The 20,794-nt window shown below is 45.2% G+C and carries 21 protein-coding genes; 3 read left to right on the top strand and 18 right to left on the bottom strand.

The annotated features are described in order from the left end of the window. Positions 1-72 precede the first annotated feature (72 nt). Positions 73-2,283 carry an AraC family transcriptional regulator gene (locus QFZ81_RS02225; protein ID WP_307449042.1) on the bottom strand — a complete coding sequence of 737 codons (2,211 nt, stop codon included), beginning with the start codon at positions 2,281-2,283 and terminating at the stop codon, positions 73-75. A 383-nt stretch (positions 2,284-2,666) separates the two neighbouring features. Between QFZ81_RS02225 and QFZ81_RS02220 the strand changes: the two genes are divergently transcribed. Genes QFZ81_RS02220 through clpP form a run of 3 tightly spaced genes read left to right on the top strand, consistent with a single transcriptional unit; the run spans position 2,667 to position 4,171 of the window. Beyond that, entirely contained in the window at positions 2,667-3,251 is a 585-nt protein-coding gene (locus QFZ81_RS02220) for an ArsR/SmtB family transcription factor (protein ID WP_060649270.1), read from the top strand. 13 nt (positions 3,252-3,264) lie between these two features. Then, on the top strand, positions 3,265-3,558 hold the full coding sequence (locus QFZ81_RS02215) for a hypothetical protein (protein WP_171644946.1): 294 nt from the start codon (positions 3,265-3,267) through the stop codon (positions 3,556-3,558). A gap of 31 nt (positions 3,559-3,589) precedes the next feature. Further along, the gene (gene clpP / locus QFZ81_RS02210) at positions 3,590-4,171 is read left to right on the top strand and encodes an ATP-dependent Clp endopeptidase proteolytic subunit ClpP (protein ID WP_047684586.1); all 582 of its coding nucleotides are present in this window, start codon (positions 3,590-3,592) and stop codon (positions 4,169-4,171) included. Between the two features lie 119 nt (positions 4,172-4,290). On the opposite strand, the gene QFZ81_RS02205 is transcribed toward clpP, so the two are convergent. The 17 genes from QFZ81_RS02205 to QFZ81_RS02125 all read right to left on the bottom strand — a co-directional run bounded on the left by QFZ81_RS02205 (position 4,291) and on the right by QFZ81_RS02125 (position 20,777). Then, positions 4,291-5,115, bottom strand: a complete 825-nt coding sequence (locus QFZ81_RS02205; protein WP_307434352.1) for a carbohydrate ABC transporter permease — start codon at positions 5,113-5,115, stop codon at positions 4,291-4,293. 22 nt (positions 5,116-5,137) lie between these two features. After that, positions 5,138-6,013 carry a carbohydrate ABC transporter permease gene (locus QFZ81_RS02200; RefSeq protein WP_307434355.1) on the bottom strand — a complete coding sequence of 292 codons (876 nt, stop codon included), beginning with the start codon at positions 6,011-6,013 and terminating at the stop codon, positions 5,138-5,140. 73 nt (positions 6,014-6,086) lie between these two features. Next, the gene (locus QFZ81_RS02195; protein ID WP_307434358.1) at positions 6,087-7,412 is read right to left on the bottom strand and encodes an ABC transporter substrate-binding protein; all 1,326 of its coding nucleotides are present in this window, start codon (positions 7,410-7,412) and stop codon (positions 6,087-6,089) included. Between the two features lie 108 nt (positions 7,413-7,520). Continuing rightward, positions 7,521-8,981, bottom strand: a complete 1,461-nt coding sequence (locus QFZ81_RS02190) for a response regulator (RefSeq protein ID WP_307601294.1) — start codon at positions 8,979-8,981, stop codon at positions 7,521-7,523. After that, positions 8,953-10,740 (bottom strand): cache domain-containing sensor histidine kinase, encoded by a 1,788-nt coding sequence (locus QFZ81_RS02185; RefSeq protein WP_307434365.1) that lies wholly within the window; start codon positions 10,738-10,740, stop codon positions 8,953-8,955. The genes QFZ81_RS02190 and QFZ81_RS02185 overlap by 29 nt, the downstream gene beginning before the upstream one ends. A gap of 111 nt (positions 10,741-10,851) precedes the next feature. Beyond that, on the bottom strand, positions 10,852-12,033 hold the full coding sequence (locus tag QFZ81_RS02180; protein ID WP_307601292.1) for a M24 family metallopeptidase: 1,182 nt from the start codon (positions 12,031-12,033) through the stop codon (positions 10,852-10,854). A 62-nt stretch (positions 12,034-12,095) separates the two neighbouring features. After that, positions 12,096-12,578: a hypothetical protein gene (locus tag QFZ81_RS02175; protein WP_307434370.1), complete on the bottom strand. Its 483-nt coding sequence runs from the start codon at positions 12,576-12,578 to the stop codon at positions 12,096-12,098. A 17-nt stretch (positions 12,579-12,595) separates the two neighbouring features. After that, positions 12,596-13,021, bottom strand: coding sequence for a hypothetical protein (locus QFZ81_RS02170; RefSeq protein WP_307434373.1), 426 nt, complete (start codon positions 13,019-13,021; stop codon positions 12,596-12,598). After that, on the bottom strand, positions 13,018-13,164 hold the full coding sequence (locus QFZ81_RS02165; RefSeq protein ID WP_307434376.1) for a hypothetical protein: 147 nt from the start codon (positions 13,162-13,164) through the stop codon (positions 13,018-13,020). The genes QFZ81_RS02170 and QFZ81_RS02165 overlap by 4 nt, the downstream gene beginning before the upstream one ends. A gap of 16 nt (positions 13,165-13,180) precedes the next feature. After that, a complete protein-coding gene (locus tag QFZ81_RS02160) occupies positions 13,181-13,330 on the bottom strand; it encodes a hypothetical protein (RefSeq protein WP_164484210.1) in 150 nt (49 codons plus the stop codon). A gap of 15 nt (positions 13,331-13,345) precedes the next feature. Then, positions 13,346-14,245 carry a hypothetical protein gene (locus tag QFZ81_RS02155; RefSeq protein WP_307601290.1) on the bottom strand — a complete coding sequence of 300 codons (900 nt, stop codon included), beginning with the start codon at positions 14,243-14,245 and terminating at the stop codon, positions 13,346-13,348. A 13-nt stretch (positions 14,246-14,258) separates the two neighbouring features. Then, positions 14,259-15,191, bottom strand: a complete 933-nt coding sequence (locus QFZ81_RS02150) for a hypothetical protein (RefSeq protein ID WP_307434386.1) — start codon at positions 15,189-15,191, stop codon at positions 14,259-14,261. 2 nt (positions 15,192-15,193) lie between these two features. Beyond that, the gene (locus QFZ81_RS02145) at positions 15,194-16,759 is read right to left on the bottom strand and encodes an ATPase, T2SS/T4P/T4SS family (RefSeq protein ID WP_307601288.1); all 1,566 of its coding nucleotides are present in this window, start codon (positions 16,757-16,759) and stop codon (positions 15,194-15,196) included. 25 nt (positions 16,760-16,784) lie between these two features. Continuing rightward, entirely contained in the window at positions 16,785-18,020 is a 1,236-nt protein-coding gene (locus QFZ81_RS02140; RefSeq protein ID WP_307601286.1) for a CpaE/TadZ family protein, read from the bottom strand. Between the two features lie 71 nt (positions 18,021-18,091). Beyond that, positions 18,092-18,799, bottom strand: a complete 708-nt coding sequence (locus QFZ81_RS02135; RefSeq protein ID WP_307601284.1) for a CpaB family protein — start codon at positions 18,797-18,799, stop codon at positions 18,092-18,094. Between the two features lie 414 nt (positions 18,800-19,213). Next, complete coding sequence (locus QFZ81_RS02130; protein WP_307601282.1) at positions 19,214-20,173, bottom strand: PfkB family carbohydrate kinase; 960 nt, start codon at positions 20,171-20,173, stop codon at positions 19,214-19,216. 7 nt (positions 20,174-20,180) lie between these two features. Then, entirely contained in the window at positions 20,181-20,777 is a 597-nt protein-coding gene (locus QFZ81_RS02125; RefSeq protein WP_307434400.1) for a TetR/AcrR family transcriptional regulator, read from the bottom strand. Positions 20,778-20,794 lie beyond the last annotated feature (17 nt).

The raw sequence follows: 20,794 nt of genomic DNA, 5'->3' as shown, positions 1-20,794 counted from the left end.
CCTCCCCTTTTAATTTCTTTATTTAGAAATGGAAGAAACAGCCGTTAAAAGGCTGTTTAAGGAAAAAACCCGCTAGTTGGTCGCACTCGCCGTTGGTTTCGTTTGTCTGTACTGAACCGGAGTAATGCCAAAACGTGCTTTGAATTTAACATGAAAATATTGCAGGTTACGATATCCGACAAGTGCAGCGATTTCCGTAACGGACAACTTATCGTCCTCCCGCAGCAAGCAGGCGGCTTTTTCGAGTCTGATTCGGGTCACGTATTCGGTAAACGATTCGTTCATCACTTCGCCGAACAAAGTGGAAATGTAGGCAGGAGCAAGCGAAGCAACTTCGGAAAGAACGTTGAGCGAAAGATCTTCGTGCAAATGCTCATCGATATAGCCTTTCAGCTTGAAAATAACTTCCGCTTGCTTATGCTTGACTGAATCCCGCACATGAACCCCAATCCGTTCGGAAAGTCTGCGAATCGATGCCATCGTGTCTGCCAGCGTATCTTTCTTCAGTTCGTCAAACAGATTAGAAGGAGGAACGATTTGCTGCAGCCCCAGCTCAATGATCGTTTCGTACAGTGCGGAAACGAGCTGAAGAAGCGCGAGTTCCACCGATTCAAGCTGCATATTCCGTTCCATCAGAATCGCAGCGAATTCATCGATAAATAGATTAGCGCCCTCTACATCCCCGGCCTTAAGCGTATTCTGAAATGTAGCCAGAGGAATCAGTGGCGGCTTCGGATCAAAAGCGGAAATTTTCGAATGAAGAATGATTGCTTCAGGACCGTACATAAAGCGATATCGATACGCTTGATGAGCAACTCGATAGGAAAGAGGAATTTTTTCGGGCGATACGACCGAAGTGCCGATACCCGCTCCGAATCGAAGCTCTCCCCGTACTTCGTCCTTGATTTTGTCCAATTCCGCTGCTACCATCTCATCATCCATCTCGGTGCGTGAATCCAGGAAGTAAATGATGGCCACTTCCTGCGAATTCAAGCAAACAACCTCGTATGGCACGGTGCGATCGAATTGCTCGTATCGCATCTTAAGCTTCTCGCTATCGCCTTCGATGAGTTGGGCATGTACCACCTGATAGCGGCATTCCTGTTGCAGGCCATCCACATGCACTAGACCGAGACTGGCGCCCAACACCAGGTTTTTCATCTCATTCTTTTTGGCCTGAGATTCCAAACTCACGATTTTTTGTCCCATGAAGTTCAACGCACTGCCGATAATCATATATTCATTCGCATGGCCTGGGTTCAGACCCGGTTGATACAGGTTGCGAACATGTTGGATCAGCTTTTTCATCGGGAGATAGAAACGTTTGGAAATCAGGTAGGAAACCGCAAGCCCGAACACGAGTACAAGACAGCAGGCTACGAAAATTTTGGTTTTCATTCGTTTTGAATCCAGCACAAATGAATTCATCGGCCGAACTATCGCATAGGTCCAACCAAGTTCCGACTTCGAGCCGGTGAGATGCGATAATACGATGGTACCGCGCACACTGTCGCTGATCTTTGAGACGGTCTTGCCGGATCCGATGGCTTGCTGAAGCAGCCCGACTTCTTCCGGATTCTCCCCGGCTGTTTGCAGGAGTACATTCCCGTTCGCATCGAATATATAGAACCTCTCGAATGAGGAGGTAATGATTTTAGCTACAGCCTGCTTCAGGTACTCCAGATCGACGTCAACATACAGGTATCCTTTCGGCGAAGAGCTGCCAATCCCATATGGGAGCTTAACGACATACGTCATCACTTGTTTTCCGTCCGGCAATGTGCGGATCATCCACCGGTTCGGAGCAATTTGCGAAAGCTGCCCTATAAAACCGAAGTCCTTGGAGTTTTCAGGATTTTCAAAGAAAAGATCGCTGTTTACGACATAATTTCCTTTATGAAAATACACGGTTATATTGGAAGCGCCTTCAGATGTTTTCCTAAAACTGTCAAGATCTTGTTGCAAGGATAAAATAAGATCAAGGTTTCCTACCCATCCATTATCCAGCAAATAATTTAAATTAGAGTTGTTCCGAGTGAAAATGGTGGGTATGACCTTATTTTGTAGATTGTCTTCGTATTTTTGCAGCAAGGTCCGTTCCACATAATCCTTTGCCGTAACGAGACGGCTTTGGCTATCCCTGGCGATTTCGTTCACCATCATCTGATTGGCCTGCGTGTACAGGTAGCCCCCCGCAAGTCCGAGCAGCACGACAGCTAATGCCGTATGCGATAAGATGAGGCGGTTAAAAAAGGTATCTCTATAAAAAGACAAGAATTTCATGAGTATCCTCCCGCACAATCCTTGATACCGTACAACTTCTGAATGTTTCTCTTCCATTGCCCTCGGGTAAAACCAATATACCAATCTTTTGCTTGATTTGCCAGAGGTTCGTAGATTGCAAGTGTTGGAAATCAATGAACAAACAACTATACAAATAATAAGCGTTCACCATAGAGTGAACGCCTAATTACTTAAAAACTTTATACTTCAAAACTTTGTTTGTTACTTCAAGACTTTATTTGTCACTTCAAAACTTTATTGTCTACTTCAAAACTTATTTGTCACCCAACAGGTGTTGTCATCATAGCCCATTGACATTTCACTCTCCACGTAATAAAATATTTTTACGTAACACATACTTTGTATTGGAGGCTATCCACTCCATGCTAAAAGATATTCAAGACAGCTATTACATCGAGTCTCCAGAGCAAGCTACCGTCTTGTTGAACCCTATTCGCGGGGAGATCATTGCTCAGCTTCTGGAACCTGGCTCTGCTGCTGAAGTGGCTCGAACACTCGGGGAAACGGCCCAACGCATTAACTATCACCTCAAAGCTTTGGAAAAAGCAGGCTTGGTTCAACGCGTAGGCACTCGTCAGGTGCGCAATCTGGTCGAAGTATTGTACAGAGCGATAGCCAAAACATTCGTACTGGCCGAATCGTTAAGTATGAAGCCTGAAACCTTGCAGAGGTTGAAGGACCAGAGCTCTTTGGCTCACCTTGTGACCACATCCGAGCGGATTCGTAGAGATGCGATGCTGCTTATGGAGCAATCCGATGTGGGCGAAGTAATTCCTAGTGCTACGCTTCAGCTGCAGGTCCATCTGTCTGATGAACAGCAAAGGCAAACATTCGTTGAGGAGTACGCTGCCATGGTGCAGCAATTGGTGGATCGATACTCGGGCTGCAAAGACGGAAATGATGCCTATCAAGTCTTGTTAGCCGTATATCCCAAACCGAAAGAATGAGGAGGCAACCGCCATGAATCATGAACAACAAACAAGTAAACCGCAGAATGACGCAGTACCTGCAACACCTGTTATTGCTTGGGAGCAAGCCGTTGATCGTACTCCTGAAACCTCAGGAAGCAACGTGATCTCGATCGACTCATATCGTCGTCAAGGCACCTCGCCTAATGAATCAGAGGCTACCTTCACCGTTCGTGAATTTCAAACCACCCATGGCGAAGAACCGATCCGTTTAATCATGGTATCCTCTGGTTTTGGTCAAAAACGTACGGTCCACAGTCATACCGTCCAAAGCAAAGCTTCTTAAATATAATACTTAAAATGAAAGGATGATTCCTATGAGTTTCATACCTATGGTTGTCGAACAATCTTCGCGCGGCGAGCGCTCTTATGACATTTATTCCAGACTGCTCAAAGATCGCATTGTGTTCCTTGGCACGGAGGTCAACGATCAAGTGGCCAATGCGATTGTTGCCCAGTTATTGTTCCTTTCCGCTGAAGATCCAGAGAAAGATATTTCTCTCTACATCAACTCACCCGGCGGTTCTACTTCTGCAGGACTGGCGATTTTCGATACGATGCATTTCATTAAGCCCGATGTATCCACCATCTGTGTAGGTATGGCCGCATCTATGGGGGCTATCCTGTTAACAGCAGGTGCACCTGGCAAAAGGTTCGCTCTCCCTAATGCCGAGGTCATGATTCACCAACCATGGGGAGGCGCCCAAGGTCAAGCCAGCGATATTCATATTCGTGCCCAGCACATTCTCAAAACACGGCGAACACTCAATCGAATTCTTGCCGAAACAACTAAGCAGCCGATCGAGAAGATTGAATTAGATACAGACCGTGATTATTTCCTAACCGCTGAAGATGCGAAAACGTATGGATTGATTGATAAGGTTATTGAGAAAATCTAATCGTTCATCCTATAAATCAAGATTGAAAAACCCTAGCCACTGGCTAGGGTTTTTCAATAATAAATGATCCCTCCGAGGGAAGGTAGATGGAATCCTCGTTCGAGTGTCTCCAATTATCCTTAACCTTTTACCGCGGAACCAGTAATACCTTGTATGATATATTTTTGTCCAATAAGAAATATAAGCAGCATGGGGACAATGCCAGCAGATGTTGCCGCCATCATTCCGTTATAGTCAATATTGAATTCTAGTATGAAATTCTGCATACCCAGCGGGACTGTATACAGATCACGGTCAAGTAGGAAAACGAGGGCATTCTCATAATCATTCCAGTGCCAGGAGAAATCAATAATCGCTAAGGTAGCCAACGCCGGTTTGGCCAGAGGCAGCATGAGCTGAAAGAAAATACGGAAGTGACCAGCCCCGTCCACAAAGGCCGATTCAGTGATCTCCTGTGGGATCGACATGAAAAATTGTCTCATCAGAAATACCCCAAAAATGGTAAACAAACCAGGAAGAATAAGTGCCCAGTGCGTATTATAAATCCCTATTTTATCAAACAAAATAAATTTAGGAACAAATAACACTTGCGGTGGAACCATCATCATAGATAAGTAGAACATGAAGAGCAGGTTTCTTCCCTTAAACTCAATTCGCGAAAATCCATAAGCCGCTAAGGAGGATAAGAATGTAGCACCAACCATGCAAATCAGAGCTATTTTCAACGAATTCATATAATAAATAAGAAAGCTTTCCTTGCCTGTCCATACTTTAAGATGATGTTCAAACGTCACCTTCTGGGGTATCCATTGGATCGGGTATTGGAACACTTCATTTGGTGTTTTAAAAGATGTACTTATCATCCAAAGAAACGGCAAAATCATAAAAAGACCCAATACTAGCATGGCAATCGTATATAGTAATTTTGTCGATTTTATCTCCATATGTCTCAACTCCGGTTTTTACTTAATAGTGAACCCATCGCTTCTGACCAACCCATTGAATCATCGTGATCAAGAAGATAATACCGAATAAGACCCATGAGATGGCTGAAGCATAGCCCATTTCATAGTAACGAAACGCATTGTGGTAAATAAATAAGGATAAAATCGTTGTACTGCCGCCAGGTCCGCCTTGCGTAACAGCTTGAATCATGCCAAACGTCTTCATAGACGTAATTAAGCCCGTAATCATTAATAAGAACGTGGAGGGACTAACTAGAGGAAAGATGATTTTCCAAACCGTCGTCCATGAGCTGGCTCCATCGATTTTTGCGGCTTCCAATTGTTCTTGCGGTATTTCTTGAAAGGCTGCCAAATAAATGATCATATTATAGCCAAGAAGAAACCAAATCCAAATAATGTCTATGGCGTACATCGAAGAGGTCGTCGTAGACATCCATCCTGGCGGATTATCAATGCCAATGGAACGAAGAAAGCTGTTAATAGGTCCCTGCGACGGCTGAAACAAAAGCATCCATACAAAAGCAACAGCTACACCGCTCGTAATGTAAGGCATGAAAAACATAGCCCGTAACAGACTCTTTACATACACACTGCGATTCAATACAAGAGCTACAAGAAAGGCCAATCCGATTGAAACAGGGACAGCGGCAAGAAATAAGGCTGTTTTCTTCAATGAAACATAGAATACTGGGTCATGAAATAACCTGTTGAAATTGTCGAGACCGATCCACTCGATATCCGGCGATGTGTATTTATAATTCGTGAACATAATCCCCAACGAAAATATGGCAGGGATGACAAAGAATAATATGACGCCTAGCATATTAGGTAAAATGAACAAGTACCCTAATCTACGTTGTTTTTTTGCCCAGTTCATTCCATAAATCACTCCTTTTTTGAACAAAAAAGGGAGGTGCCTCTTACTTGATGCATCCCCCCATCTTTTCTTGCTATTTCTTGTTTTTGGATAAGTAGTCGTTATGGCGCTTGACCGAATTCTTAAGGGTGTCATCTAAGGACTGTGCCTTCAAGAAATACTTTTCATATTCTTCTTTTCGCGCATCCACAACCTGTTGCGGAAGCGTTGCTGTAAACGTAGGGAATTTGCCGAATACAACCTTTTTGAGCGAATCCACATCATATGTTTTTTCATTGTCTCCAAGGAGCAGTTTAATTGCTTCTTCCACATTCGCATCCTTAGAAGAAGGGATGCGTCCGCCAGCAGCAAGTGGCATCATTCCACCATCTGCATACCATTTCAAAAACTTCCAAGCTTGCTCTTTATTCTTCGAGTTTGGATTAATGGAAATAACGTCGCCAAGTCCTCCCGGATATTTAAAACTAGTCTGTTCTTTCGTCACTTTAGGAACCGTGGCAAAAGCAATCTTGAAGTCGCGCGGGAAATCTTTCATGTTGTTTGAACTGCGGAATATAAACTCGCCCGCCCCAAGCATGGCTGTTTCGCCTTTTAAAAACATCGAATCGGTAGGCATTTTACTCGTCATTTGTTCGCCAAGAAGAGGCATTGATTTATCATTATGCATCATATCAAACATAGCTTCGTACGCCTTACGAACAGTCGGTTCGTCGAGATTGGATGTCCCATCCGCTTTCGTGAATCCGGCTCCGGCACTAGCTCCATCAATAAAGTTGGTGTATCCGGAGATATGTTCTGTAAAGCCCCAACGTGTGCCTTTTTTGAGCTTGGTCGCATATTGCTGCAGATCAGCCATCGTCCAATCTAACGAAGGAACGGCTAGTCCAGCTTCATCAAGTGCATTTTTGTTCAACCAAACGAAAGATACATTCTTTTTGGTTGGAAGCCCGTAATACTTATCTTTTACTTTCCAGTCCTTTGCATCCGTGCCCATTTTATCGTCAATATTGTAGTCTTTAAATTCACTAAGATCGAGTGCTGTTCCAGCATCAACACGTTTTGATAAACCCGATAAGGTATAGTTGACATATAAATCGATACCTTGATTTGTCGTAAGAGCCGTATCTAGCTTTAGATTTCCGGCATCATCATTGACAAAACGCTCATATTTCACCTGAATATCGGGGTTCTTTGCGTTCCAATTATCAACAACCAACTGCGGACCGGCTTCGGCAGGTACGCCACCCCACATCGTAAGCGTGACCGCTTTCTTAGTTTCTGAAGAAGCAGCGGGACTGTTCTTAGCGGCATTCTCACCCGATGAACCACAGCCTGCAGCAACTCCCAACACGACAGCCGCAGAGAGTAGACTTAGCGTTGTTTTCTTCATATTCATCATTTGACCCTCCTGTATTTCATATCCTTACTGGTTATAAATCAACTATATCACCAGCTTTTTAAGGTTCGAAGGAACAATGTATTGTTCTTTTAGCACAAAAGTTTGATTTCATAACTTCGCATTTTGTTGTCTGAAAATACTCGGCGGCATGCCGACTTCTCTCCGAAATATGCGAGCGAAGTAATTCTCATTGGCAAAACCGACATTGGCCCCGATTTGAGCAACAGGTTGATCCGTGTGCAGCAGCAGGTGACAAGCCTTTTCAATGCGCAGCCCCATGATATATTCCGTTATAGTTTTACTTGTTTTTTTCTTAAAAAGGACACTCAAATATTTATCATCCATCGTTGCAATACCAGCAAGCAGCGACAGCGGCATCTCTTCTTCAAAATGCTGATTCATATAGGCAATGACTTTATTTATTTCAGCATGATCCGTAACCTCATAGTTCGTTGCCTTCCATTGTGCCATGTACATATCGATTCTCTGTTTAAAAAGAGTCCCCGCCTCCCTATGAGAAAGAGCCTCTACAAAGGTACTTAGGGTGTCAATTGTCGTAAATGCGAGCTCTGCAAACTTGCGATCCAAACGCAGCACTATTTCTTTTACACGAAGCAAAGATAGTTCTACGTCCCTCATCCACGACCAGATTTCCTGCCATGAAAGATCCAGTAATCCTTGGTTCATTTGCTCAAAAGCTTGGATTAAGCTCTTCTCAAGCGACCAAGGCAGGTTGGAATAGGCATTAGCCTTCAAGGTTTTGGGCTGGTGGAAGAAAATGCCCGCTCTACTTGCATACCATAGTTCAGTCAACCGAGAAACCATGGTTTTCCAAACCGTGTGAATAGCCTCATCAGACAACCGCTCTGAGATTAAAACAACGAAATCACAACGCTGTTCGGTGTCCCTTATTCTAATCTTTATTTCATCTGGAACAGAGCATAGGACCGTGGTCATTCCCATCTTGGTAAAAAGATGCATCCTTGCGTTCATTTCCGTATCGAATAAAGGCAGTTGCAGCAAATCTTGCTTATCGAAAATGGTTTGTCCATGCAAAATAAGGATAAGTAGATTGGGGTTAAAAGAATCCCGAATAAACGCCGGGTTTTCAATCGTCCGCACCTGATCATTAGGTTCGTTATATAAAATCTCACAGTAATCGTCTATTTCTTGAGAAATAAGACGCAAGTTTCTTTCTAACTCCCGTTTTACCTTTGTTAGCGCATCAGTCATTTTCTCCGGAGTCAAATAAAGCTTAAGCACATAACCCGATGCCCCTAGCTCCATCGCTTGCTGGATAAACTCAAAATCATTCATGACAGTGAGCATGATGAAGGCTGTTCCTAAATTCTCCCGGCGAACCTGCGAAAGAAGCTCTACACCATTCAGGACAGGCATCATAATATCGCAAATGACCAAATCCGGCTGTTTATTTCTGATAAATTCCAAGGCTTCTTGGCCATTTCCACATTCCTCTATCACCTTGAACCCATTTTCCTCCCAGGGCATCCCCTTTCGGATACTTCGTCTCACGAAGGCTTCATCTTCTACCAAGAGAACTGTCCACATGTAAGCTTTCCCCTTTCGAATAGGGTGGAGACAACAAGAACGGAATACGAATGCGAACTAATGTCCCAATTGGGATGGATTCTATAGCCAAAGTTCCTTCTTTTCGAAACAGGAGCACGAGTCTCTCTTCGAGATTTTTCAAGGCAATGCCATTTCCTGTACTGGAGGTTGACCCAGCGTTACCTACGCCAACACCATTATCCTCCACATCGATAACAAGCTTATTTTCTTGTTTTTGAACTCTAATTTGGATGCTGCCTGACCTCTCGATCTTCGCAAACCCATGATAGATACTATTCTCAATTAGCGGCTGCAAGCTCAATTTAGGAATAAGCGCATGGCGAAGCTCAGGGTCAAATGTGATATCCACATCGAATTCGCGGTCATAGCGAAGCTGCTGAATACGGATGTATCTCTGGGCAAGTTCAATCTCATGCTCTAGATGAATTAAATCCACATCCAATCGCATTCCTGCTTCCAATAACTTGCCGAGCGACTCGCAAACTTCAGGAATTTGATGATCACCGAGTTCAATGGCAAGCCATTTCACCGTATTTAACGTGTTTAACAGAAAGTGCGGGTTCATTTGTGACAAAAGCATTTGGAAACGCATAGCCTCTTTGTTCCTTTCTTCCTCTTTCAACCGGTTAAGAAGGTTCTCCACATCTCTGACCATCTTATTAAAAGCCTGTATAAAGGTTAGAATTTCACCCTTATAGCTTTCCTCAGGCAATTGAATCTTCAGATTTCGCTTCACAACATCAGACATTTTTCTCTGCAAAAGCTGCAGGGGTCTGGTGATGGTGGTCGAGATCAGAAAGGTCATGACAATAAATAGAACGGCAATAATTAGCGTTGTCAAAATATAGGATTGCTGCAGCTGATTCACTTTGTGAAACAGGTATTTGGTTGGAATGCTCTTGACTAGAAACCAATTCAAGCTCGGAATTTTAGAATAACTAATGATGTGGTCATTCTCGACCTTACTTCCAGTCGGCTCCCAACCTAACGTATTCAATGGGTTTGGCAGCGCAAAAGCACTGGATGTATTGCTGCGCCCGTAGATTTCTCCTTCTGCGGAAGCCAATACATACAATTCGTCATTTATCGGGCTTGGGATAGCGCTTCGAAGCCAGCTTTGATAATCAACGCCAATTCTTACAACGGCATAAACCTGATTATTTTCGTCTCGTAATCCTTTATACATGGTCAATAAAGAGGGTTGAATACCAAAGGCTGAGGTTAGCCCACCTTCTTCTAGCTGCCATTTGGAAAGGGACTTTCCAAGGAAAGCATCCTGTATAACTGGCATTGCCGAAAGAGCAGCGTGGCTTAATATATGAGTAGGTCCATATGAGGTGTAAACATGATCTTCCGCATCAAGAACGGTATAGTAGACGTAGGAATTAGCAATAAAAACACTATTATTAATGGCATTAAACTTCTCTTCGATTTTTAGTCTTTGTTGGAAAGAGGCATAAGAACCCCCCTCTTCGGGATTTCTCAAAATCGCAGTTACAAAAGAATCCTGTTCAATCAGGGTAAAGGTCTTCTCTGAAACACTTAATAAACTGCCAAGTGAGGATGTAATCGTTGTCATTTGTTCGAGATTTTGACTGCTAACTTGTTCTCTCATTAACGTCTCAAACTTTTGAACGTGCGTCATATTTAAGATAATAATGGGCAGCAAAATAACGAGTAGGAATGCTAAGAACAGTTTGTACTTTAACGTTTGTGGTATGAAATGTCTCAATTTCATTGTCCATTGTCCCCTTATGATTTTCATATGGGTCAAGTATACTTGCTTGTTAATTAAAAACAAAGAGACTGGCATGATTTTTCCGCCAGTCTCTCTTTTATGGAAAATTATTTATACTCGGCGAATACCGTCCCTCGAAATGGTCAGCTTTTCATAACCATTTTCGGTAATCAAATACGTATCCTCAATACCAACCACTCCGCGACCGGGGTAGGTGAATTTAGGTTCGATCGCGATGACCATGCCGGGCGCCAGCGGGTATTTGAAGCCTTTGGCGAGAACGGGCAATTCGTCGATTTCGAGCCCAATGCCATGACCAAGGAATTTCACTTGGTCGGCGCCGTACCCCATGAAGTGGGCGCTAAGCCCCGCTTCCTGCACTTGATCCAGCGCGAGCAGATAGAGATGCTCGGCAATAACGCCAGGCTGCAGCCTGGCTTCCGTGGCGCGGAGCACCTGCTCCGCCACGTCATAGGCCCGCTGCAGCTCAGGGTCTAGATCGCCGATCACAAGCGTGCGCGTCTGATCGATAAGATAGCCGTCGATCGAGCAGCCGATATCGACGAGGATTGGTTCGCCGCGCCGAATCGGCGCGCGGCCTGAGCTCTGCGGGCTGGACGGGTGAAGCCCCGTGCCTCCGGCCGGCCCGTCAAAATAGGTGGGCACCGCTGCCGCCGCGCCTGCCGCTACCATTCCGGTTATCAACTCGGAATTGTACGCGCGCATGCGCATCAGCCCTTGGTGCCCGCGCAGCCGGAGCTGATGCTCAATGAGCGCCATCAGCTCAAACTCCGCCATCCCCTCACGAATGTGGGGGATGACCGCTTCCAGCGCTGCGTCGACGACGCGCGCAGCCGCTCGAATCGCCGTGACTTCGTCCGGCGATTTGATCATCCGCTGCTCGCGCACGAGCAGCGAGCCGTCCTCCCAGGCCGCGCGGGGCAGCGCGGCCTGCAGCCTTACATACAGCTGGACGGGTAACACGTCCAGCTCAGTGGCGATCCGCATCGGCGCAGCCGCGGATCCACCCGCGCAGCGCGCGCGAAGACGCTCACCCAGCGTCTTCAAAGACCCCAGCGCTTCCACGGCCGCTGACGCTTCCTCCTCCGCTCGGACCAAGCTTCTGCGTACGAGGTAAAGCGCGTCTCCCTCCGCCGGAATAAACAAATACCCCGTCTGCATCGATCCGCAGTAGTAATATATATCGACGTTGTTCGTGACCAAGAAGCCGGACCAACCCCGCTGGATCATCTCACGCTGCAGCGCCTGCTGACGTTGCTGGAAAATAGTCATATGTATCTCTCCTTGTAACCTTGAATTCACACCTCACTTTCTCATTATACTTTCGTATGAGGTCAAAATACCATCTCCGCCGAAGACTTAATCGTCCACGTAATCGGCTGCAAAACCGCATAAGTCCGCGGAAACTCCAAACGGATGAACATAATCACACCAGGCCGATCCAGTGTAACAGAGTAACTATTTCCCGCATTCACATACGTATAAGGAAATACCTCATTATCATTAATAATCTTAAATAATTCCACGACAACCCTACTGCGCAAAAACGTATTCGGCAGCGGATCGTTCGCCGTATTTAATCTTAAATTAGCTTGCAGATATTGCATGGCTACTTCTCTAGCCTTCGTCTCATCAATACTGTGAATACCGCTTGCCAGCTTTACTTGATCACTTTGCTGAGCCGCCGCATGCACCGAATTATTCAATGCATGCTTCCCGTGAAAAAGCGTATGCATAGCCAGTTCTTCATCCGTTTGCAGCCCATATAGCGACATATAAACGACGCTCATCAAGACTATCAAAAGCAGTTTATACAAAACATCACCTCGAGCCCCTAAGGCACATACTCACTCATCTTCATGCCTGTTGCCCCCATACGATCCGATCCGGAAGGGACCGTAATTCCGACAAGCTGATCAATGACAAAAAGTCGATGATACGGATACGTCATTTTTAAACTCAGTCCTGTTCCTCTCCAAACAGGCATTCCTGGATCCATTCCCCCGACCCCCGAAGTCGTATCTACCGTGTAAACGAGATCTCCCGGAATGAAGCCTCTTTCCGCCATCCGATTCTTAGAGTCCTGAATCATGGTGCTATTAATATAACCGTGCCTGCCATTAGCACCGATTTCTAGCAAATAATCGACTTCTTTTTGCAAAACAGCCTGCCGAACAATAATGACATGCTTATACACCGGTGCAAACATAAACCAACAAAGCATTGTTGCAAATAGGATAAACACCAAAATCTGCTTCATGGGTTAATTCGCTCAATCGTCCCATTGATCCTTACTCCGCTGTTACTTACTTGCTTCCGAGTACCTGTGCTGCCACCAACCACACTGTTATATATGACAATCACCACCATAATTAGCATCACCGTAACGAGGATCGATCTCACAGAAAATCTTCCATCGTTACGGCCTTAATGCGGTAATATCTGTATTTGCCTGCGTTCCGTGCGTCGAAATATTCCGCCTCATCCCTGTTGACCCATCATTAATAATCGATGTAAAAAGTAAAGCCACTACAATTAGCATCATAACTGTGATCAATATATTCCTCATAACTTCCCTCTCCCTTTAGTTAATCGCATTAAATAATCGCTGGCCTTCTGCAATCCACGGGTACATGAATACCCGAAATGTGTTCAAAATTGGCAGTCCTGCTAATACAAACAAAAGATAAGACACGGTTTCTTTTTTACTATCTCGAACCAGTTCCATTTTTTCTTTGTAGTCCTGAATTCTTTGCTTTAACAACTCGTAATAGCTCCCATGTTCATTCAGTCTCAAAGCATTCAGCGTCTCCCCAAAGCTGTGTGCTTCATCTGTCCCTAGTCTGATTTTAAAATGGTTAATAGCCTCTTCCGAGCCTTGATACCATTCATTCAACAGCAATTGGAAATGCGACCGGATGGAGCGCGTTTGTGAAACACATAGAGATAGCTTGGCATGTAAATTCAGCCCAGAATCGTTGTAATAGAGAAGATGATGACTAATCACGTAAATCTCTCGGACTATTCGATGTGCTCGTTTTTCCTTTAATTGAGCCAGCACCTTTTTATCAAAAAACAAAAAAATGAGTAAGCAAGCAGTCCCAACCATCACATAAATCGGCTGCATATACAAAGTTAGCACCGGATACTCCAGAGCTAAATACCCAACAGCACCGAGCAAAAGTGCGCCACCCATCGCTATCCTTCTTACACCTTCATAAAGATTAGCATTCATCCAAATACCGCACCCCAGCAGCAGTTGACGCTTTTCCTCCACGATTTTCGTACTCATACCTAAGTATGAGAACATCCATGAAGGAAGTTTTGTTTCTTGCAGTGCTCTTTTGACATGTAGTGATCTCCATCTCTTCTTACGTGCAGGCATATGCATGAAAAAGTGATAAAAAACGGTCATGAAAAGAAGAAAGAGCAGCAAATTAGAAACCATCTGCAGCATAACCAGCTGCGTGCTTTCAATAATCACGGAAGCAAATCCCTCACATTCTTCGCATAGATAAGTACATGCCCATTAAAAACGAGACGAAAATGAGCAGAAGCGCATCAAGAATCATGTTTCGCCCATCAGGGTCAACAATATAATACAAATAAGCGTTCTCCGTGTTTACCTTGAAATTAATAAATAAGAATAAGGCAAGAAACAATATCGGCGTAAAATTAGCAATACGTATCTCTAAAAGTCGATTTCTTTCCAACTGATCGAATCGCTGCGCTTTCCGCATATCGACAATCAAATCCTTTAAGCTTTCACCGACAAAGCTCCCTTCCGTCAAAGCAACACGCATGACACCGACAAAATACTCGGCCCATGTATGGCCCAAAGTGAGTGAGAAAATGCGTAAGCTCTCCTCCGTATCCCTTTGTGTCATGAGATTACGATATAATTGCTCAAATACGGGCTTGATCGGATAAAGAATTCGGTTCTCTTCTAAACAATATTTAAGAGCCATTTTCATGTTTTTATTGGGATCCACCATATAGTACTGATAGAACACTTCAACGGCCGGAAGAAACTCCAATCGGGTTTGCAGCCTGACACTGACCAGCTTCAACCGAAGCAACATATAAGGAAGTGAAACACAGATAGAAGTAACGATAACAACCCCTTTTAACGTCTGAAAAAACAACATCCCCGCCAACAATCCTACTAAAAACAAAACGAAACTGACTGTCATAATGCCACGCATGCTCATTTTGGATTCGACGGATTCCATCATTTCCTTTATATGCTTAAATAAAGTACTTCTATTTCCCAAATATTCGCTGAATCTAGCGACGAACGTGGAGGTTTTGACATAATGCAGCCTATATCTGGCTTTGCGTTGTCGGATCAGTACGTGTAAAAGCGATTGAGTAAGCACAAAAACTAGAACAAGTAACAACAAGAGAAAGACATATTTGGCGAAAATCATGGCTAAAACTCGCCTTCTTTCTCAATAAATCCGAGTTCCCTCAACAAAGCAAGACTCTCATTGTCTGCCTTGGCTATTTTCCGCGATGCATGATGCGACAATTTCCCGGGAAATGTCCATTCATCTGTCGACTTGTCATAAACTGAGAGATCCGTGACGCAAACCTCCTCATTTTCATAACGATATTCGACGATTCGCATAATCTTTCTTTTTCCATCAACGACAGCCATCTCCATACCGATTTGTGTCACAAACTCTGTAATCCGTTTCGTTAGACGAAGTGGATTCATCCCCCTGCCATCCAACATACACATATCTGTAATCGCATCAGGCACATCCTCAAGTTCACTCACATGAACCGAAGTAATACTGCCCTCGTGACCCCGCGTACAAGCCCTAACATAAAGATTGGCGTCATCATCCCGAATTTCAGCATGACAAATGCGCTTAGGCGATTGCCTCAATGCCAATTTAAAAGCTTGCAGCCCAGAATGCCGCGGATCTTCCTCGTCAATTTCGTATTCGACGATATTTTTATGCGGAAAATCGCGCTTTAAATTCAACTCGAATCTCGATTCGATCGTAATAATTCGTTCATTATCGTCCATTTCGGCAATTATCGCTTTGATTAAATTCGTTTTCCCCGAGTTGGTAGGACCGATAACAACCATATTGAAATAGGATCGGATCAAGATCAGAATCAGCTTTTCCATCCTTTTATCCATCGTGGCTAGTTCCGCAGCAGCAAGGGACGTCAAATCAAACCGCTTAATCGTATAAAAGCGAATCGTTAATGTCGGTTCAGCCGTAAATCCGAACCCAGTCATCGTAACGCGGGATCCGTCCCGTAGAACTACCTCTGCCCATCGCTTCCTGGGATTCAAAGTATCATTGTTAAACAGAACCAAATTCTGCTGAATCCTCTCTAATTCACGCACAGAAGGCAACGAATAGGCAGACGGCATTGCCATCCCATTGCGCACCTCAAAAATCTGTCTCCCCACAACCTGAATCTCTTCAAGTCCCTCCTTATGCTTTAGTACTAGTTCAAGAACGTTAAGCCCAATAATCTCTGCAAAAATGGCTTCTGGCAAAGTCGTATATCCACTCGTCCTCGGAGGCACATCCGAAAGCCTTCTTTTCGAAACCAGATCATGGATAATCGCAAGAAGCTTGCCTCGATCCTCCTCATAACCAAGAATCGCACGATTCAAAGTCTCGTTATATTGCTGCTTTTCGGCCTCAGTCCTGCCCTTCATCGAAACAAGTTCACTTCGAATATCCTGTACCCATTGGTTAAAAAGAGCATCCCCCTGCATCTGCTGTTCAGGTCTTTCTCCATTGGAAGCTCCAATACCCACACTTGATCTTAGACATCCCTCGCCATCTTCCTCTTCTCCCACATGGCCCAGAGTCCGCCCGCCATGCTCTGCCCCAAAACCAGATCTCACCGAGCCATAATCGGATCTTCTCTTTTCCATCTCAGTACTTGAAGTCAAATCAACCACTGTGCCCTCGCTTTTGCGTTCATGCATGTATGTAATGATTGAAAACCTTTCCTCACTCACTCCCCTCACCTCTTTCCAACTTGATTTAAGTTGCAGCTCGTCTGCCTGTTATGATCTTCTGCAGCCATGTTACTTGTCGTAAACTCACCTTCCTTGGCAGCTTATAGTAGTCAATGAATTTTCGAGAAACCGCCCTAACCTCCTCATGCATGGCGTGGGTCGGCACGAACATGTCCAACAGTTTGCCTTGATTACAACGGGAAAGCGCATCAGCATGCCGAGATACTTGACCAATCAGATGCAGCTGTGTTTCCTTGCGAATATCTTTAATCGTGAACTCACTATGCTTGGCATGTCGATCCGTTTGAACAGCCATTAACTCAAAGCCATCCGGCTGAAGACCAAAAACAGCGCCAACCTGCCTAATCCACCTCGAAAAATCCTCTTGAAAATGGGCGATATCCGCTGTCGTTACCACAATTTTGCTATCCGCTTCTAGCAATCCACAAACCGTCGCCGCATTGTCCCAATAAGCGCTTACTTCTATGATGCATACATCAAAAGTGCTTCGTGCCACACGCAATAAATGAATAATCTCCGATGGCGTAAAAAACTCCGCCTGCTCTCGAAGCATATTCCCATACAGGATATGCAGCCCATGTGCCTCTTTCGGTTTATCGCAAACCTGCTGCAGCCTTTCCGGTGTAAGACTTTGCGCCTTTAGCTCCGCTCTCAGACCATCCAACGTAAAAACATGTTCATCTCGACCTAAATAACGATGAAGTTTAGAGCTTTTTAGATTGAGACACAAATATCCGACTTTCATTGATGTCTCTAAGGCTAGCGCGTGTGCTACACCAAATGAAGCTAACGTCGTACCTATGTTTGGCGTAGAGCCGATGAAAGTAATTAATTTTCCTAACGATTGTTGATTCGTATGGTCTACCCCGGAACCATCAACCCAGGCCCGAATGTCGTCAGCAATAACAGCTGTGCTGCGCCCTGGCTGAACATAATCAAGCTTCATCAGCTTGGACATTTTCAAATATTTCTCATTTATGGAAGCATCGTGATAGTTCGAGAGCAGAACAATGATTTTTAAACCTGCGTACTGGAGTTGTAACTCCTCAAGAAACTCTTCAAAATCCCCAAAATCCATCTCCCGATCCGAAATAATCGTATGCGAGTAAGGCATTTCCGTTAATTTACCACGTAAATCATCCGCAGCCGAGCAGATCGTCCAGTTTAACGGTTTCGAATAAACCACATTCGTAATCTCATCAATTAATCGTTGATCCGTCGATAGCAGTCCTATATGCAAATCTCATACCTCCTTTCATTCCTCGCCGATCTCATACACCTTTTCATTCTTCTGCCAACCTGATACCCATTTCACTCCCCAGTCAAAATAGAAGAGGAACTGAACGCGATGACTAACCTCGCTTTCTTCGAGCTGCATAATTGATCAATCTGAAGCCACTCACTCTCTGCTAAATTTAAGTTGATTTGGTCGATAGCGCCGTTCGCTTCCAATCGGGAAGCATACATCTTTTCCTTATCGCCTTCCACCTTGGATAGCAGATTAGAACTCTTCGGGTTGTCCACCTCCACATTCGCCGAGGACTTCACGGAAGCAACCGTAATTTCCTTCTCATCAAAAAGCCTGCGCGAGCTGCCATCAGCCCCCGACACGTAAATACGCACCCGATCCCCGGCACGAATACCATTTGAAACCGACAACAAATATTCCTTGGGAATTTGAAAAGTAGCCTGCTGCTCATTGGGAAGCAAATGATAACGATTCACCTTCCATTTCAAAATAGGCTCCTGCTTACCAAGCGGTATCAACGTCTCCTGCCCAACCACCTCCGTCAGCTTCGTCATCATTCCTTCTGTGTAACTGCCCTTCTGAACAGCTCTAAATTCCATCATATCCTCACGAATCAAGACACCGGCCCGAATAAAATCCTTCGGAACCACAACCTGAACAGTCTGCTGCAGCTCGACCTGGTTCACTTGCATGACATACACCCCATACACAAGCACCCCCGCCATAACCGCAGCAACCAAACTAATAAGCAGGCTTCTCCTGCGATTCAAAACCTCACCCCCTTTTCTCGCCAAAACAAAAAAAGAACGCAACCCCGGATATAAATCCGAAATCTGCGTTCTTCGCAAATCAAAACATTCTTGATATAAAGTTCAAAATCTACAACCTAAAAGTATCACATAAACTTCCAATTTTCAACATATATTTACAAGCTATGGAGATTAGGGCAATGCATCCATTTCATAAGCCAATATCTGGTCACTATCCCTTAGACTCAGGAACTCTAAGTTTTAACTCTTCTTATGCCACGGTTTCCATCATTCTACTTTTGTAGATACCACAGAAAAAGCCTCTATCAAACATATGAAGGAGTCGGCTTACAATCTCTAACATCTGAGGTGACATCTTCGACCTTCCAAGTTTTCTGAGTAGAGGGGATAGCGATCCATATCATGCCAAGCCGATTATTGCACTTCCGCAAGCGTAGGGAGCGCAGGAATCGCTCCCCTGCGCGTCGTCGTAATTGCGCCTACGCGGTTGGCGAAGGCGAATACCTGTTGGGCGGCTCCTGTTTCAGCGAGCACGTCGACGATGTTAGCTGGCGTAGCGCCAAGCGATACCAGCTGATAGAGCATGCCGCCGACAAAACTATCGCCGGCGCCAGTCGTGTCCACGGCTGCCACAGGCGTGCCGGGGATAACGACATCCTGCCGTGCGGTCACGACACGGCAGCCCCCAGGGCCTAAAGTGATGATAATCACTTTAGGTCCGCGCTGCAGCAGCTGCTGCGCACCTGTGGTCGCGTCCACGCCGAGGAGGAATTCGACTTCCTCCTCGCTGACTTTGACCACATCCGCAAGCGGAAGCTGCGCCAGGATTTCAGTCCGAGCTGCGTCAGCGCTCGGCCACAGCGCCAGTCGAACATTGGGGTCGTACGACACCAATGCGCCAAAATCTCTCGCTCGGCGCGCTGCGTCCAGCGTCGCGGTGCGGCAAGGCTCGGCGATCAGTGATACCGAGCCGAAATGATAGACCGCGGCGTCTTCCAGCCACTGCGCCTGGACTTCGTCTGCGCGCAGCAGCATGTCCGCCGCCGGGTCGCGGAAAAACAAGAAATCGCGCTCACCATCCGCGCGCAGTGAAACAAACGCCAGACCGGTCTTCGCCTCATCGGTCTGCACAACTGCCGTATGCACGCCGACTTCGTCAAGCGTGCGCACCAAAAAATCGCCGAATGGGTCACGGCCGATTTTACCGATAAACCTTGCGTCGCCGCCCAGCTTGGCGACCGCCGCAGCAACATTGGCCGGCGCTCCGCCCGCCGCCCGCTGGAAGCTTGTAACGTCAGCCAACGCTTGCCCGTTCACCTCCGGTACGAAATCAATCAAAAGCTCACCCAAACATACGATATACGTTTTACCCATTTTTCCATCAATCCCCTTTATTTTGATATCCTAATGCATTCATTACATAAGTGGTTGTTTGCGCAATTAACGTCTGCGTATCCGGCCGATCCTCCGTAAACATAAGCTCAAAAAACTCCCTCTGCTTATAAAAAAACATCGAGCCAAGCACAAACATAAGCGTGCTATCCAAGGATTCAAAATGAAAAATCCCATCCTGCCTGCCTTTCTCTAGTAAATCCCTTACCTTTTTCCATAATGGATACACGAGTTCTCTCATTTTCTCCACACGTGGAGTAATCGTAATTATCTCCATTTGAATAAGAGTAATCATTTGAGGATCAGCACTTCTGATCTCTATAACACCCTGAATAATCGTCCGGATACCTACAATGGGATCCTCAATGGCAAAAAAATCAATTAACTTGTTCTTCGGAAAAAACTGATTAAATATCTCATAGAAAACGCTCTCTTTTCCGCCAAAATAATAGGAAACCAGAGCCACATTGGCCCCGGCCTCCTCGCATATTTGACGAACACTTGTCGCATCATAACCATGCTTCGCAAACAGCTTCTTTGCTGCCAAAAGAATTTTCATTTTCATATCTAATTCTGGTTCAGCCATTTTATCAACGCCCTCCT

It is taken from the genome of Paenibacillus sp. V4I9 (assembly GCF_030817295.1).
Lineage (GTDB): Bacteria > Bacillota > Bacilli > Paenibacillales > NBRC-103111 > Paenibacillus_E.
Note: the sequence above shows the minus strand (reverse complement) of the source record. Positions and strands in the feature narration are given on the sequence as shown.